Origin of the sequence: Kitasatospora sp. NPDC017646 (genome assembly GCF_044329365.1) — a bacterium.
In the GTDB taxonomy this organism is placed as follows: Bacteria; Actinomycetota; Actinomycetes; order Streptomycetales; family Streptomycetaceae; genus Kitasatospora.
The window spans coordinates 19,476-34,749 of sequence record NZ_JBIRJC010000027.1 but is presented as its reverse complement, the minus strand read 5'-3'; the positions used below and the strand labels follow the sequence as shown (position 1 = coordinate 34,749).

Here is a 15,274-nt window from a genome sequence, read left to right as displayed (position 1 = left end):
ACGCTCGGGACGCTACCGCACGGTAGGGGATCAGCCACTGAGGAAGGTGTCGTAGGCGGGAGCGAGGAGGGCGGCGAGGTCGCGGCCGTGCACGGTGATGCCGGAGCGGCCGAGGCGGTTCAGGGAGGGTTCGGCCGGTTCCTCGTCCGGGGTCTCCAGGGTAAAGTCGCCACGCCAGTAGGCGGCGACGTTGACCATCTCGGGCCTCGGCTGCTCGGTCACGCGTCCTCCTCGGCGACGGCGTCCTCCCGGGTGAGGGCGACTAGTTCGCGCAGGGCCTCGACCGGCAGGTCGGTGAGCCAGCGCTCCCCCTCCCCCACCACCGTCTCGGCCAACGAGCGCTTGGTGGTGAGGAGTTCGTCGATCCGCTCCTCGACGGTGCCGACACAGACCAGGCGGCGGACCTGGACGTCGCGGCGCTGGCCGATCCGGAAGGCGCGGTCGGTGGCCTGCTCCTCGACCGCCGGGTTCCACCAGCGGTCCAGGTGGATCACCTGGTTGGCGGCGGTCAGGTTGAGGCCGGTGCCGCCGGCCCGCAGCGAGAGCAGGAACACCCGTGGCCCGTCCGGGGACTGGAAGCGCCGGACGAGTTCCTCGCGGCGGGCGCGCGGGACGCCGCCGTGCAGGTACAGCACCTCCTCGCCGAGCCGGCGCTCCAGGTACGGGCGGAGCATCGTGCCGAACTCGGCGTACTGGGTGAAGACCAGGGTGCGGTCGCCCTCGGCCAGCGACTCCTCCAGCAGTTCGGCGAGCCGGGCCACCTTGCCCGAGCGGTCGCCCAACGGTGAACCGTCGTGGAGCAGTTGGGCCGGGTGGTTGCAGGCCTGCTTGAGCTTGCCGATCGCCGCCAGCACCGTGCCGCGCCGCTCCACGCCCCGGATGCCCTCGACCCGTTGCAGCAGGTCGGCGACCACCGCCTGGTAGAGGCCGGCCTGTTCGGCGGTGAGGTTGCACCAGACGGTCATCTCCTGCTTGGCGGGCAGCTCGGCCGCCACCGCCGGGTCCGACTTGAGCCTGCGCAGCACGAACGGGGCGGTGCGGCGCCGGAGTTCGGCGGTGCGTTCGGGATTCCGGTGCACTTCGACCGGGATCGCGTAGCGCTCCTTGAAGCGCTCGGCCGGGCCGAGCAGGCCGGGGTTGGCGAAGTCCAGCACGGCGTGCAGCTCGGCGAGTCGGTTCTCCACCGGGGTGCCGGTGAGGGCGATCCGGTGCCGGGTGACGGGCAGCGCGCGGATCGCCCGGGACTGGGCGGTGCCGCTGTTCTTGATGTGCTGCGCCTCGTCGGCGACCACCCGGCGCCAGCGGACCGCGCGCAGTGCGGCGAGATCGCGCTGGACCAGTCCGTAGGTGGTGATGACCAGGTCCACCCCCCTGACGGCGTCGGCGAGTTGCCCGGCGCCGAGGCGGCCGGCGCCGTGGTGGACGTGGCGGCGCAGGCCGGGGGCGAAGCGTTCGGCCTCGCGCTGCCAGTTGCCGACCAGGGACATCGGGCAGACCAGGAGGGTGGGGCCGGTGGCGCCGTCGTGCTTCTCTGCGGCGAGCAGGGCGAGGGTCTGGACGGTCTTGCCGAGGCCCATGTCGTCGGCCAGGACGGCGCCGAGGCCCAGCCCTGACATGGTCGCGAGCCAGCCGAGTCCGCGCCGCTGATAGGGCCGCAGTTCGGCCCGGAAGTCCGGTGGGAGCGACGGTTCGCCGGGGGCGGCACCGGCGCCACCGGCCAGCAGGTCGCCGAGCGGGCCGTCCACCCGGACGCCGGTGACCGGCAGCCCGGCGACCGTCGCCTCGGGGTCGAGGGCGAGCCTCAGCAGGTCGGCGGCGGCCAGCAGGCCGTCGCGCTGCTCGGTGAGGAAGGCGAGCGCGGCGGCGATCTGCGCCGGGTCGGCCTCCAGCCAGGTGCCCCGGACCCGTACCAGCCCCTGCTTGGCGGCAGCGAGGTCGGCGAGTTCCTGCTCGGTGAGCGGGGTGCCGTCCGGGCCGAGCGCGGCCTGCCAGCGGAAGGCGACCACGGCGTCCCGGTCGACCTGGCCGGCGACGGCGAGGGTGCCGGGCGCGGGCGGGGTGGTGGCGTGCAGCGCGAGCCCGAGCCGGGGGCGGCGGCGCCACCAGGCGGGCAGCAGCACGCCGAAGCCGGCCTCGGCGAGGGCGGGTGCGGCGGTGCGCAGGAAGTCGAGGGCGCCGCTCCGGTCGAGCGGCAGGGCGGACGGGCGGGAGCGGTGGCGCAGCCCGTCCAGGGCGGGCCAGCGGTGGGCGGCACGGGCGAGTTCGGCGGCCAGGACCTCGGTCGGGCCGGCGGGCTCGCCCGTCGGGGCTACGGTCTGCGGACTCCCCGCGGTCGCGCGGGCGAGTGCGGCGTACGCCGCGCCGCCCTCGTGCAGGTCGGCGGCGCGGACCAGCAGGGAGGGCTCGTCGACGGCCTGGAGCAGGAACTCCAGCTGCCAGGCGTCGTCGCAGGGGCGGCCCCCGGGGTCGTCGTCGGCGGGGCCGAGCGGTTCGACCAGGCGGAAGCAGAGCCGCAGCGCGGGGTCGGCGGGCTCGGCGGTGGCGTACCAGCCGGCGATCCGGCGGCGCAGCTCGGCGATGTCCTGGGGCGGGGCGTCGATCTCGCCCGAGGGGGTGGTGAGGGCGTGCAGCCAGCGGTCGGCGGCCGTCCCGCCGGAGCCGGGGAAGGGCGTGTCGGCCAGAGCGGCGCGGGCCTCGGCGTCCACCAGGGCGCCCAGGGCGGCGTCGAGCAGCGCCTCGCCGGTCGCCGCGCCGGTGGGCCATTCGCCGAGCAGGACGGGCGGGCAGCCCGCGGCGAGTCCGGCGGCCTCGCGGCGCCCGGCCGGGGTGGGGTCGGGCCGCCAGCGGGCCCGGGGGCGGCCGTCGGCCAGGACGGGCAGGGGCAGCACCCGGCCCCGGCCGACCGTGCGCCAGGCCAGGTCGTGCACGCCGGTGAGCCAGCGCAGCGAGGGGCCGTAGACCACCTCGACCCGGCCGGCGCCGGGCAGGTCGGTGCCGGTGACGGCCCAATGGGGGTCGTGGACCTCGCCGAGCAGCTGGGCGGCGGCTCCGGCGTCGAAGAGGAGTGCGGGCACCCGCCAGGGGGTGAGGACGGCGCCGCCGCGCGGCGGGGTGACCGGCAGGTCGGGTGAGGGGGCGGGCACGGTGCCGACGGTGGGCAGCAGCAGGGTGGCCCAGCGTTCGGGGGCCTGCGCGGCAAGCCAGCCGAGGCCCGGCCCGATGCCGCCGAGGACGGCGGCGAGGCTCCCGCCCGGGCAGGCGTAGGGGTGGGCGCGCGGGGCGGGGCGGGCGGGGTGGGGTTCGGCGGGTCCGGGGTGGGCGCGGGCGTCTTCGGCCCAGAGGGCCAGCCGTCCGTCCGCCCGCCAGAGCGCGTGCAGGACGAACATGCGGGGGCCTTTCGCGGTGGGTCGGGCTGTTCTCCGCAGCCTAGCCGGGGGGCCGGACAGTGCCCGTCGGGCCGGGTGCCCGGCCGTTCGGGTGATCCGGAGGAAGCCCTCAGAGGATGTGGTTGAAACTTGAACGAAAGAGTCGTACGCTGAAGCAAGAAGTTGAAGCCTAAACAAATGGCTTCGAACCCGAGGAGGAGCCATGGGCCTGTTCACCCGCACCAAGACCGCCACCACCACCGCCGTCCGGCCCCCGGTCGGCCCGGACCTGTCGCACCTGACCGGCGACTGGACGGTCGACGCCACGCACAGCGAGATCGGCTTCTCGGTCCGCCACGCGATGGTCACCAACGTCAAGGGCCGCTTCACCGAGTACGACGGCAAGCTGCACCTGGACGGCGCCACCCCGGGCAACTCCTCGGCCGACCTGGTGATCAAGGTCGCCAGCATCGACACCAACCAGACCCAGCGCGACGAGCACCTGCGCACCGGCGACTTCTTCGCCGCCGAGACCCACCCGGAGATCCGCTTCCGCAGCACCTCCACCGAGGCGGTCGGCGAGGACTCCTACCGGATGAACGGCGAACTCACCATCAAGGGCACCACCCGCCCCGTCGTCCTGGACCTCGAGTACACCGGCAGCGCCACCGACGCCTACGGCGCCGAGCGGGTCGGCTTCGAGGGCAAGGCGGTCGTCGACCGCACCGACTTCGGTCTGACCTACAACGCGGCCCTGGAGACCGGCGGCGTGCTGATCGGCGAGAAGGTCAAGCTCAGCTTCGACATCTCCGCCGTCAAGGCGGCCTGACCCGGCCCTCCGCGGCCCGGCGGCCCGTGCCGCCCACCGAGCCACCGCCCCTGCCTATCCCCCCGAGGCAGGGGCGGTGTTCTGTGCGGGGGTGACCAGCTCCGCGTCCGCCGCGGGCAGCCAGCTGCCCGCCGGGCGGACCAACCAGCCCTCGGCCGTGCCGAGTTCACCCGCCGCGGCGGTCAGCGCCGCCAGCCCCGGGTGCCGCTCGCCGGGCCGGTGCACCAGGCTGACCAGGCACAGCGGCACCGGCTCCACCAGTGGCACGTTCACCGACCCCGGGATCCTCGGCCCGCCGACCGTGGTCAGCATCGGGTCGCCGTGCCGGGCCAGGTAGCGGGCCGTCTCGTCCAGGCCCACCGGCGGGACGTACGGCTCGGCCGCGGTCAGCCCGTGCTCGCGCAGCAGCCGGGCGCCGAGGTCGGCCCACTCGGTGGTCGCCGGGTTGCCCGCGCAGATGTCGACGGGGTACCCGGTCAGCTCGGCCAGCCGCAGCACCGGGCGGCCGGCCAGCGGGTGGGTGTCCGCCATCATCACCGAGATCCGCTCCAACCGCACCGGCCGCTGGGCGAGTCGACCGCGCACCGGGGCGGGCAGGCCGGCGAAGCGGCCGAACGAGGCGTCCAGCCGGTGCGCCAGCAGTTCGGCGGCGGCCGCTGCCAGGCCGCCGTGGAAGCGGGCCAGCAGATCGCCCTCCGGCCAGGCGGCGCGGGCCCTTCGGAGCACCCGGTCGGCGGTGAGGTCCGGCCCGGTGACGTCGCTGTTGAGGTCGAGCAGCAGCGGCCGGGGGGCGGCGCCGGTGCCGGCCTCGGCGAGGATCTCGTCGTGCAGCGCCAGCAGCCGGCGCGCCTTGGGCAGCAACCGGTTCCCGGCCGGGGTGAGTTCGACGCTGCGGGTGGTGCGGCTGAACAGCGCGTCGCCGAGCAGGCCCTCCAGGGTGCGGACGTCCCTGCTCAGCGCCTGCTGGGCGACGTACAGCCGCTCGGCGGCCCGGCCGAAGTGCAGGGTCTCGGCGGTCGCGACGAAGCCGCGGAGTAGACGGGGGTGCAGGTCACGGGGCATGGGCGAGAGATTAACAACAAGGTGTTGTGGGTGTGGCGAAACAGGTGTTGGACGCCCGCCCGCCGACACGGCGACGCTTGGGGCATCCCCTCCCGCCCTGTGCCCCAGGAGCCCGATTGCCCCCGCGCGCCCTCCTCGCCTCCTATCGCCGGCTGTTCGCGACCCCCGGAGCCACCGCCTTCACCCTGGCCGGGCTGCTCGGCCGACTCGCGCTGTCGATGAACGGCGTCTCGCTGGTGGTGCTGCTCGCCGAACGGCGCGGCTCCTACGCGCTGGCCGGGACGGTCTCGGCGGCCGGGCTGGTCACCGGCGCGATCGGGATGCCGCTGCTCGGGCGCCTGGTGGACCGGTACGGACAGTCGCGGGTCGCGGTACCGGCCGCGCTGTACAACGCCGTGCCCCTCCTCGCCCTGCTGCTCTGCGTCCGGCTCGGCGCGCCGGACTGGACGCTGTACGCCTGCTGGGCCGCCTGCGCGGCGGCACCGAACCTCGGCGGCATGGCCCGGGCCCGGTGGGCGCACCTCCACCGGGACGACCAGGCCGCGCGGCACCTGGCCAACTCCTTCGAACAGGCGCTGGACGAACTCTGTTTCATGGCCGGTCCGGTGCTCGCGATGCTGCTCTGCACCGCGCTCGCCCCGGAGGCCGGACTGCTCGTCTCCGGGACCCTCGGCACCACCGGCGCCCTGCTGTTCGCCGCCCAGCGGCGCACCGAACCGCCGCTGCCCGCTCCTTCGCCGGACGGCCGGGTGACGGACGGTCAGCGGCACGGCTCGCCGCTGGGGGTGCCGGGGCTGCGGGTGCTGGTGCTGACCTTCCTCGCCACCGGCATGGTCTTCGGCGCGACCGAGATCACCACCGTCGCCTACGCCGACGCGCTCGGCCACAAGGCCGCAGCCGGTGCGCTGCTGGCCCTGGTCGCGGCCGGATCCTGCGTGGCCGGGCTGCTGTTCGGGCTGCTGACCCCGCGCCGGGCGCCGGGCGTGCGCTTCCTGACCGGGGTGGCGGCGATGGCCGGAGTCCTGCTGTTGCCGCTCGCCGCCGGACTCGGCGGGGCCGGGCTCGCGGTGCTCGGGGTGGTGCTGTTCGCGGCCGGCACGGCCACCGCGCCGACCATGGTGACGGGCATGACGCTGGTCCAGGAGCTGCTGCCGCAGCGGCAGTTCAACGAGGGGATGGCGGTGGCGGTGTCCGGCATCGTGGTCGGCATCTCGGCCGGGGCGGCGCTCGCCGGCACGGTCGCCGAGCACGCCGTGCCCGGCACCGGTTACGCCCTGCCCGCCGGGGCCGCCGCGCTCGCCCTGCTGATCGCGCTGGCCGGGCGGCGCCACCTGCGAGCGGCCGGGGCGAGGGAAAATGGCGAGCGGGCTGTCAGTGCCTCCGTCTAACTTCTAGGCATGGCGGAAATCACCTACGTCCGAGGCGATGCCACCACGCCCCGTGGCAAGGGCGTGAAGGTGATCGCGCACGTCTGCAACGATCTGGGCGGCTGGGGAAAGGGCTTCGTGCTCGCGCTCTCCAGACGCTGGCCCGAGCCCGAGGCCGCGTTCCGACGCTGGCACCGGGAACGGGCGGAGAACGACTTCGGTCTCGGCGCCCTGCAAATGGTGCAGGTCGAGCCGTACGTCTGGGTGGCCAACCTGGTCGGCCAGCGCGGCATCCGGACCGGGCGCTCCACCGGAGTGCCGGTGCGGTACGAGGCCATCGACACCGGGCTGGCCGCCCTCGGCGAGCACGCGCTGGAGCTCGGCGCCTCCGTCCACATGCCGCGGATCGGCTGTGGACTGGCGGGCGGGCGCTGGTCGAAGGTCGAGCCGCTGGTGGCGGCCCGGCTGGCGGCGCGCGGCGTGCCGGTGACGGTCTACGACGTCGGCTGACCCGACCACGTCGGCTGGGCCGGCGCAGTCGGGTCAGCCGGCCCAGCCGAGCCGGGCGCTGACCCGAGTTCGGCCGGCCAGGCGTACACGTACTCGGGCAGCAGGTACCCGCCCGGGAACACGCCCTCCTGGGCCCTGATCCGCACACCGCCCTCGCGCTCGTAGAAGGCGATCGCGCGGGTGTTGGCGCTCAGCACCTCCAAGTACAGCTCGGCGCCGGGGTACCGAACGGCGACCTCGGCGCGGGCGGCGGCCAGCAGTTCCCGGCCGATCCCACCACCGGTGAGGTCCGGGCGGACGTGCAGGTTGTCCACCAGGACGCTGCCGTCGGGCTGCGGCACCAGGTAGACGAACCCGGCCGGCTCTCCGGCCCCTTCGGCGATCAGCAGCACGGGCGTGTTCTCCGGCGTCCCGTAGTCGACCGCCAGGCGCAGCTCCCACAGTTCGCGCCGCTGGGCGGCCAATCCGTCCCCGAGCGCTTCGTCGGGGACGATCCCGCGGTAGCTGGCGCACCAACTCTCGGTGTGCAGGTCCGCGATGCGCACGGCGTCCCGTTCTCCGCCGTGCCGAATGGTGATCCGCCCTGATCCGGTCATGTGATGAGCCTCCCACAGAGATGGAGTTGAACATGTTCAACCGCAACGTCTACAGTTCTACCAAGCTTTTGAACGCGTTCGAAACCGCGGGGGCGGTGAGCGCGGTACCGGATGCGGAGGGGGCATCCGGTACCGCGAGCACCGACAGCACCGACACCGGGTGGAGCGTCGTCTCCGGCTAGGCTCGTGCCCGTGGACGACCTGGCAGCGACGAACCGAACGGACGACGAGAAGGGTGCGGCCGACGCCTCGGCCGCACCCGGCACGGACGGCGGGCCCCTGCCCGGCGGCCGGGCCCAGCCCAAGACCGACAAGAGCGAGGCGACCCGGGCGCTGATCCTGGAGACGGCCATGCGGCTGTTCCAGGAGCGGGGCTACGAGAAGACCACGATGCGCGCCATCGCCACCGAGGCGGGCGTGTCGGTCGGCAACGCCTACTACTACTTCTCCGCGAAGGAATTCCTGATCCAGGGGTTCTACGACCGGATGACCCACGACCACGCGGCCGACGCCAGGCGCCGCATGGCCCACACCCGGGACTTCGCCGAGCGGCTGCAGATCGCGCTGACCTCCTGGCTCGACACGGCCGCGCCGTACCACGAGTTCGCCGCCCAGTTCTTCCGCACCGCGGCCGACCCGACCAGTTCGCTGAGCCCGTTCTCCAACGAGTCCCACCCCGCCCGGGCGACGGCCGTCGAACTGTTCCGCGAAGTCCTCCAGGGCTCCGACCTGGCGCCGAAGCTGGACGCCGAACTGGTCGAGCTGCTGCCGGACGTGCTCTGGCTGAACCTGATGGTCGTGGTGCTCTACTGGGTCTTCGACCGGACCGAGGACACCGGGCGGACCAGGGAGTTCGTCCGCCGGTCGACGCCGATGGCCGCCCGGGTGATCAACCTGTCGCGCTACCGGGTGTTCCGGCCGATCGTGCGGGACGCCAAGGGGCTGATCCAGGACTTCATCCTCCCCACGATCGGCAGGACGGCGGTCAAGTAGGCCGCGACTCCCAGGAGTCGTGCGACGCGGTGGCCGGCCCCCGAACCGCGGGCCGGCCACCGCCGTGGGTCCCGACGGCTCAGAACTCGGTCGGCGTCCAAGCCCGCAGCGGGGTGCGCAGCAAGAGGTCGGCGGCCGCCGCCGCGCCCGGGCGCAGCTCGGTCAGCAGTCCGGCCGCGGCCAGCCTCGGGGCCGTCTCGGAACCCAGGTAGAGCGAGCCCAGCTCGGAGGCGTCCAGGGCGAGATCGGCGTCGTCGGTGGTGCGGGTGCAGCGGCCGGTGCCGTCCCCGGCGACCTCGATCGCGAAGCGGCCGGAGGCGTAGCCGAGCCGGTCCCCGACCTCCAGCACCACCCGGCCCGCGGCGCCGTACGTCCGGGCGCCGAAGGCGATCTCGACGTCCAGCAGCCGCAGCCACATCAGGTCGGCGTTCCCCTCGTCCGGGACGGCCGCGCGCGGGTCCTGGAGCAGCAGCGGGAGCGGGTCGTCCGGGGAGACGCCCTCGACCACGACCGTGCGCACCCAGTCCACGGACAGCACCAGGCGCCACAACTCGACGGCGGTCGGCAGGTCGAGGGCGATGAAGTCGTCCACGGTGAGCGTGCTGTCGGGGAGGGCGCCGTCCCACTTGTTGTCGATCCGGTAGACCACCAGGCCGGTGACCTCGCCGTCGGCGTCCCGGTGGACGGCGGTGAACGGCTCCTTGAAGGAGTCTCCCGGCACCTGGATCACATTGGTGTTGCGCTCCCACCAGATCTGGTCGCGGGCGATCGCGCCCGGCTGGGTGAGCCGCCAGCGGTCGTACAGCTCGGCGCCCAGCTCGCGCCGCTCCGCCAGGGTCACGAAGTCGATCCGGCCGCCGGGCACGCCGGGCAGGCCCTCGCGCAGACCGCGGGTGCGCCCCAGGTCGATGCGCCAGCCGGAGCCCCGGGTGGCGGGGCCGAAGCCGAAGCGGCCGTAGATGTTGTACTCGGCGGCGGCCAGGATGGCGACCGCGCAGCCGCGCTCGGCGGCGGAGGCGAGGTCCCGCCGCATCATCGTGCTGAGCACACCGCGGCGGCGGTGGGTGGAGCTGACCGTGACGTTGGTGATCGCATCGGCCTGGACCACGGCCCCACCGGGGACGGTCAGTTCGACGTCGAAGCTGCGGAAGGTGGCGATCTGGCGGTCACCGTCGAAGCCGGCCACCATCCGGCCCGGCCGCCACTGCCGACGGCGCAGGTCCGGCGCGACGCCCGCGTGCGGGCGCAGGAAGCCGAAGTTGAGCGCCCGGTTCCACTCCTCCACTTCGTCCACGGAGACGGCCCTGACCTGGACCCCGTTCACGGTGTCGACGGCCGTGTCATCGATGTTCTCGCCCATCGCGCCACCGTACGGCCGCCGACCTGGGGCGGCATCCGATTTATCCGGTGACCGTCCTTATTCGGTGACCGTCCTTATTCGGTGACCGTCCCGATCCGCGATCCGTGGTGCCGCCCGGGCGTCACGACCCAGTGGTTGGTGCGCAGGACCCGCTCCGCGAAGTCGAGGTCCCGCTCGCCGAGCAGCCGGAAGCCGAGCGCGCGGCAGATCCCGTTGGAGGGGCCGTTGGTCACCGCCGGATTGGCGTGCACCTCGCCCCACCGGCCGTCCACCGCGGCGGCGTCCAGCACCTGCCGCACGGCCGCCTTGGCAAGGCCGCGGCCCTGGTACTCGGGCAGCACCATCCAACCGATCTCGGAGACGGTGACGCCCTCCTCCTCGTCCTGCCAGAGCGTGACGAGACCGGCCGCCCCACGGCCCCCGGCGTCGCCGTCCGGCATGATCGCCTTGATCCAGGCACTGTCCGCCGCCACCAGGGCGAGGTCCTTGCGCAGCCGGGCCTCCACCTTGTCCCGGGGCAGCGGGCCACCCAGCTCGGCCATCATCGCCTCGTCGCACCGCATCCGGACGTACGCCTCGGCATCACCCGGCTCAACGTTCCGTAACCGCACCGCGCCTCCTCGGAAGTGGTCGGAGCGTCCACGCTAGCGCGAGCCACCGACATCGGCGCCCGGTCACCGGTGGGGCGACCCCGTGCGACGGCCGGTTGGTGACGACGCTCCCGCCGGACCTCGGCCGCGCCCGGACCGGCGTACGGTCGCGCGGGTCCGGCCGGGCCGTGCGGGCCCCGGACAGCGGGAGGCCCCCGGGGCGGTGACCGTCCCGGGGGCCTCGGTGGCAGCCGGACGCGATGTCCTGGTCCACCGTCAGTCGTCAGCCGTTCTGGTAGTAGCCGAAGATGTCCACGAGCAGGTCGAGCGGCCCGCCGCTCTCGTTGAAGATGTCGACGATGCCGTTGCCCGGCGTGGCCTGGGCCAGGTTCGGCACGGTGTCGCCGCGGTTCCAGTTGAGGGTCGAGACGCTCGGCGACGCCGCCGGCTGCGCGTACCCCTTCTGGTACGCCTCCCAGGTGTTCGGGTCCGGCGCGACCGACAGGTGCCCGGCGTCGCCGGTCTTGGTGACGGTGAGGTTGAAGACGAACGCCGGGATGTCACTGCGGGTGGTCATGTGCAGGGGCAGGTAGTGCCAGCCGGCCAGCTGGCCGGAGCTCCAGGTGGACGAGTCGCGGGTGTCCACGAGCCGCTCCGGGGTGACGGGCATGAAGGCGGCTCCGGAGCCCGCGCCGTAGTAGCCGACCACGTCGACGATCACGTCGCTCGGGGCCCCGGCGGCGTTGTACACCTGGATCCTGCCGTCCGCACCGACCGGGACGATGACCGCGTTGGCCACGGTCTGCCCGGCGGTGAAGTTCAGGTTCGAGGCGTTGGGCGGCGACTGCCCGCCCGGGTACACCGTCAGGTGGCCGTCGGCGCCCGGGTTCGTGATGGTGACGTTGAGCGCGACCGCGGTGACGCCGGCGGAGGGCAGGCCAGGGGCGGCGTTGGCGATCTGCACCGGCAGAACCCCGTAGGCGCCGACCTGGCGGCTCGGCGCGCCGGTGCCGTAGCGGGTGTCGACCAGGCGGGTCGGCCCGACCGGGGTGTAGCCGCTGGCGTTGGACTGGGTGAAGTACCCGGTGATGTCGGCGATCAGGTCGGCCGGGCCCCCGTTGTTGTACAGGTCGACGTAGCCGCCCTCACCGACCGGCACGGTCACCAGGTTCGGGACGGTCTGCCCGGCCTCGTAGTTGATGTTGGACGTGGTCGGCCGGGGCCCGCCGTCGGGGTGCACGGTGATGTGCCCCGGCGTCTCCGGGTTGGTCACGGTCACGTTCAGGACCACCGCGGTGACGTCGGCCGGGATGCCGCCGTTGCCGGCGATCTTCACCCGCGCCGTGCCGTAGGCCGGGACCTTGGCCGCGCCGGTGCCCTCACGGGTGTCCAGCAGCCGCTTGGGTCCGTAGGCGGTGTACTGCGAGCCGAGGGTGGCGACGTTCACCGTGTTGCGCAGGCTGTTCCCGCTGTGCTCGGAGTCGGTGACGGTGACGGTGTAGCCGCCCAGCTTCTGGTAGCGGTGGTTCAGCGTCGACGTCACCGGCTTGTCGCCGGCGAAGTTCACGACGTCGGTGGTGCCGTCGCCCCAGTTGACGTAGAGGTCCTGGCCGATGGGCTTGGTGGTCACGTCCACGGTCAGCGCGATGCCGTACGCGCTGGTGTTCTTCGCGGTCAGGGCCATCGCGAATCCGGGGTTGGTGCTCTGGAACTTGACCGCGCCCCGGTCGGTCATCGGGCCGTTGCCGAAGTAGTCGGTCGTCAGCGCGCCGGGGGCGTTCGGGTTGGCCGCGCCGATCGCGGTGGACCCGGGCTGCAGCGCGTACGCCACGCCGTAGTCCCGGCCGTTGCCGACGGCCTGCGGGGCCACCGCCTCGACCGTGTCGTGGGCCCCCTGGGCCTGGGCGGCCTGGAACGCGGCGAGCGTCGGGTACCCGGTGTCGGCCCAGCGGTACGGTCCGGCGCCGTTGGCGGCGGCGGAGTAGAAGTCGTTGTAGTCGGAGGTGGTCCCCGCGACCGACCCGGCGGACACCGTGACGGCCGGGGCGCCGGAGTCGCAGGCGGCGGCGTCGGCCGACTCCACCAGCAGGTTGTTCTGGATCGACACCGCGGTGGAGGCTCCGTCCACGGCGACCGCCGGGAGGCAGCCGCGCTGGATGGTGTTGCCGGTGACGGTCAGGCCCTGCACCCCGGTGGCGGCGATGCCGGACGAGGCCAGCAGGTTCCCGGCCAGCGTGACGTCATGCGCGCCGGCGTCCACGGTGACGGCCTTGTTGGAGGTCCCCGGGTAGATCGGATAGACGTGCGTCCGGGTCACCTTGACGGCGCTGGAGGCACCGTCGATGGCGATGCCGTTGCCGTAGTTGGCCTGGAAGTGGTCGGAGTCGAAGGTGATCCGGGTGGACCCCTTGACCGCCACGGCGCTCGGCGCACTGGCCGAGGACAGCTCCAGGTGGCTGATCGTCACATCGCTGACGCCGTCCAGCGTCAGAGCGGGCTTGCCGGCCAGGGTGCCCCAGGCGGACACCTGCGGGAAATTGTCGCCGCCGGTGATGGTGAGCCCGGAGGTCCGGATCGTCACCGCTTCCTGCGAGCGGGCCGGGTTGCCGCCTTCGATCGAGCCGGACACCTGGATGGTGTCGCCAGGCGCGGCCGCGTCGACGGCGTGCTGCAGGCTGCAGAACGGCGTGGCCTGCGCGCCGGTGCCGGTGTCGGTGGTGCAGGCCGAGGCGGTGACGGCGTAGATCGTCTTGCCGGTCGCCGGCGGGGCGGCCGCGGCCCTCGGGGCGACGGCCTGGCGCTGCACGGGGTAGGACTTGTCCGCCGGGCTGGTGAAGGTCTTGGGCGCCACCGGCTCCGCCCCGGTCAGGGTCGGGGCTTCCGCGGCGGGAGGTACGGTCGGCTGGGCCGGTCCGGCGGCGAACGCCTGGCTCGGCAGGAGTGCGAATCCGACGGCGAGGGACGCGGCGGCGGTCGCAGTGAGACGGCGGTTGGACATCAACCCCCCAGGTCTTGTAGTCCGATGATCGCCTTGATGGCCGCGTCAGAGTACAGACCTCGTACGAACGCCAACAACCGGGATTCCCGGGGGCTCCGCCCCCGCCGGACAGCCGTCGATCCGGGACGCCGACCGGCGCTCAGGGCCGGGCGTAGAAGTCCGGGGTGCCCATGATCCAGAGGCTGGCCTGCTTCACCGGCATGCCGACCCGCGGGGCCTCGATCATCTGGTCGTCGCCGATGTAGAGGCCGACGTGGTGGATGTCGGCGGAGCGGCCGGTGTCGGTCCAGAACACCAGGTCGCCGGGGCGCAGTTCGCGGTAGCCGATCGGGGTGGACTGGGCGTACTGGTCGGCCGCGAAGTGGTTGAGCTGCTTGCCTCCCTCGCGCCAGGCCATCATGGTCAGTCCGGAGCAGTCGTAGCCCTCCGGGCCCTCGCCGCCCCAGACGTAGGGCAGGCCGATCTTGGACTTGGCGAAGGCGACGGCGGCGGACGCGCCCTCGGCCGACCAGGGGCGGGCGGCGGGTGGTACCACCTGGACCCTGGCGGCGGCTGCGGCTTCGGCCTCCCGGGCGGCCTGCTCGGCGGCGGCGCGGGCGGCCGCCTCCGCCTCCCGGGCAGCGATCGCCTCCAGCGCCTCGCGGCGTCCGCGCTCCAGCTCGACGGTGGTGTTCCGGGCGGCGGCCAGCTCGGTGAGCAGCTGTTCCCGGTGCCGGTCGGCGGCGGCCACCTCGCCCTTCTGGGCGGCGAGCCGCTGCTGCGCCCTGGTCCTGGCCGCGCCCACCTCGGCGGCGGCCTTCTCGGCGGCCCCGGTGGCGGTCCGGGCGGTGGCGGAGGCGCTGCGGGCGGCGGCGGCCGTGGAGGTGGCGGCGTCGAGGATCTGCCGGGCGCGCTCGCTGACCACCCCGGCCACGGCGGCGCGGTCGCCCGCCTCGCGCGGGCCGTGGGCGCCGAGCAGGGCGTTCAGCGCGGACAGTTCGGCGCCCGCACCCTGGCGGTACGTTTCGGCGGCGAGCCGGGCCGCGTCCTCGGCGGCCTCGGAGCGCTCGGCCTCGGCGGCGGCCGCGCGCCGGTTGGCGGCGGTCTCCTCGGCGCGGGCCCGGGCGAGGGCGAGCTGGGCGCCGTTGTAGGCCTCGACGGCCTGTTCGGCGCTGCGGCCGGCCCGGTCGAGTTCGGCCCGTGCGGCGGTGAGCGCGGCCTCCAGCGCGGCCTCCAACGCGGCCACGGAGGCGGCCTTGCGGTCGGTCTCGGCGCGGGAGCGGTCGATCTCCTCGGTGGACGGGTACGGGCCCTGGCCCGCCGGGGGCTGCCCCGTCGGGGGCTGGTCGCCCGGCGGCTGAAAGCCCGTGGACGGCCCGTCCGGTGACCGGCCGGGCACCGGGTCGGGGTCCGCGGGGGCGGCCTGGGCGGCGGGGAGCAGCCCGAGCAGGGCGGTGAGGGACAACAGGAGGGTCGGCAGGATCCTGCGCGCCACGAGACATCCCTTCTCACGGGTCCGGAGGGACGGCGGCGGGCTCCGAGCGGCGCGGGCGAGCGGCGGCCGAGCGGCGGGAGTCCGACGAAACATCCCATCACGTGACAGAACGGTCACTCGTCGCCCATGC

Annotated in this window: 13 protein-coding genes; 5 read left to right on the top strand and 8 right to left on the bottom strand. The window is 74.1% G+C overall.

The features are described from left to right. Positions 1-30: 30 nt before the first annotated feature. Positions 31-222, bottom strand: a complete 192-nt coding sequence (locus ACH4J0_RS30970) for a hypothetical protein (RefSeq protein ID WP_396244056.1) — start codon at positions 220-222, stop codon at positions 31-33. Continuing rightward, positions 219-3,386, bottom strand: a complete 3,168-nt coding sequence (locus ACH4J0_RS30965; protein ID WP_396244054.1) for an SNF2-related protein — start codon at positions 3,384-3,386, stop codon at positions 219-221. The genes ACH4J0_RS30970 and ACH4J0_RS30965 overlap by 4 nt, the downstream gene beginning before the upstream one ends. A gap of 202 nt (positions 3,387-3,588) precedes the next feature. Between ACH4J0_RS30965 and ACH4J0_RS30960 the strand changes: the two genes are divergently transcribed. Beyond that, a complete protein-coding gene (locus tag ACH4J0_RS30960; protein ID WP_396244053.1) occupies positions 3,589-4,194 on the top strand; it encodes a YceI family protein in 606 nt (201 codons plus the stop codon). Between the two features lie 54 nt (positions 4,195-4,248). Here the strand turns inward: ACH4J0_RS30960 and ACH4J0_RS30955 are convergent, their stop codons facing one another. Next, positions 4,249-5,256 (bottom strand): LysR family transcriptional regulator, encoded by a 1,008-nt coding sequence (locus ACH4J0_RS30955; RefSeq protein ID WP_396244052.1) that lies wholly within the window; start codon positions 5,254-5,256, stop codon positions 4,249-4,251. Positions 5,257-5,372: 116 nt separating this feature from the next. Here ACH4J0_RS30955 and ACH4J0_RS30950 point away from each other — a divergent pair, with 116 nt between their 5' ends. Continuing rightward, positions 5,373-6,644: an MFS transporter gene (locus tag ACH4J0_RS30950; protein WP_396244050.1), complete on the top strand. Its 1,272-nt coding sequence runs from the start codon at positions 5,373-5,375 to the stop codon at positions 6,642-6,644. Between the two features lie 9 nt (positions 6,645-6,653). Next, the gene (locus tag ACH4J0_RS30945) at positions 6,654-7,133 is read left to right on the top strand and encodes a macro domain-containing protein (protein ID WP_396244048.1); all 480 of its coding nucleotides are present in this window, start codon (positions 6,654-6,656) and stop codon (positions 7,131-7,133) included. Here the strand turns inward: ACH4J0_RS30945 and ACH4J0_RS30940 are convergent. Continuing rightward, positions 7,118-7,729 (bottom strand): GNAT family N-acetyltransferase, encoded by a 612-nt coding sequence (locus ACH4J0_RS30940; RefSeq protein WP_396244047.1) that lies wholly within the window; start codon positions 7,727-7,729, stop codon positions 7,118-7,120. The genes ACH4J0_RS30945 and ACH4J0_RS30940 overlap by 16 nt on opposite strands. A gap of 32 nt (positions 7,730-7,761) precedes the next feature. Here ACH4J0_RS30940 and ACH4J0_RS30935 point away from each other — a divergent pair, with 32 nt between their 5' ends. Next, entirely contained in the window at positions 7,762-7,911 is a 150-nt protein-coding gene (locus tag ACH4J0_RS30935; protein ID WP_396244046.1) for a hypothetical protein, read from the top strand. 10 nt (positions 7,912-7,921) lie between these two features. Further along, on the top strand, positions 7,922-8,722 hold the full coding sequence (locus ACH4J0_RS30930) for a TetR family transcriptional regulator (RefSeq protein WP_396244045.1): 801 nt from the start codon (positions 7,922-7,924) through the stop codon (positions 8,720-8,722). Between the two features lie 79 nt (positions 8,723-8,801). On the opposite strand, the gene ACH4J0_RS30925 is transcribed toward ACH4J0_RS30930, so the two are convergent. The 4 genes from ACH4J0_RS30925 to ACH4J0_RS30910 form a co-directional block, all read right to left on the bottom strand. Next, complete coding sequence (locus ACH4J0_RS30925; RefSeq protein ID WP_396244043.1) at positions 8,802-10,082, bottom strand: GNAT family N-acetyltransferase; 1,281 nt, start codon at positions 10,080-10,082, stop codon at positions 8,802-8,804. Between the two features lie 74 nt (positions 10,083-10,156). Then, a complete protein-coding gene (locus ACH4J0_RS30920; RefSeq protein WP_396244041.1) occupies positions 10,157-10,693 on the bottom strand; it encodes a GNAT family N-acetyltransferase in 537 nt (178 codons plus the stop codon). A 262-nt stretch (positions 10,694-10,955) separates the two neighbouring features. Continuing rightward, entirely contained in the window at positions 10,956-13,670 is a 2,715-nt protein-coding gene (locus tag ACH4J0_RS30915) for a right-handed parallel beta-helix repeat-containing protein (RefSeq protein WP_396244039.1), read from the bottom strand. 139 nt (positions 13,671-13,809) lie between these two features. Then, the gene (locus ACH4J0_RS30910) at positions 13,810-15,144 is read right to left on the bottom strand and encodes a C40 family peptidase (protein WP_396244037.1); all 1,335 of its coding nucleotides are present in this window, start codon (positions 15,142-15,144) and stop codon (positions 13,810-13,812) included. Positions 15,145-15,274 lie beyond the last annotated feature (130 nt).

What these genes read in the sequence shown, in the direction of transcription:
- ACH4J0_RS30945 (WP_396244048.1), top strand. Translation starts at nt 6,654, where the DNA reads ATGGCGGAAATCACCTACGTCCGAGGCGATGCCACCACGCCCCGTGGC.
- ACH4J0_RS30940 (WP_396244047.1), bottom strand. Translation starts at nt 7,729, where the DNA reads ATGACCGGATCAGGGCGGATCACCATTCGGCACGGCGGAGAACGGGAC.
- ACH4J0_RS30935 (WP_396244046.1), top strand. Translation starts at nt 7,762, where the DNA reads ATGTTCAACCGCAACGTCTACAGTTCTACCAAGCTTTTGAACGCGTTC.
- ACH4J0_RS30915 (WP_396244039.1), bottom strand. Translation starts at nt 13,670, where the DNA reads ATGTCCAACCGCCGTCTCACTGCGACCGCCGCCGCGTCCCTCGCCGTC.
- ACH4J0_RS30955 (WP_396244052.1), bottom strand. Translation starts at nt 5,256, where the DNA reads ATGCCCCGTGACCTGCACCCCCGTCTACTCCGCGGCTTCGTCGCGACC.
- ACH4J0_RS30960 (WP_396244053.1), top strand. Translation starts at nt 3,589, where the DNA reads ATGGGCCTGTTCACCCGCACCAAGACCGCCACCACCACCGCCGTCCGG.
- ACH4J0_RS30925 (WP_396244043.1), bottom strand. Translation starts at nt 10,082, where the DNA reads ATGGGCGAGAACATCGATGACACGGCCGTCGACACCGTGAACGGGGTC.
- ACH4J0_RS30965 (WP_396244054.1), bottom strand. Translation starts at nt 3,386, where the DNA reads ATGTTCGTCCTGCACGCGCTCTGGCGGGCGGACGGACGGCTGGCCCTC.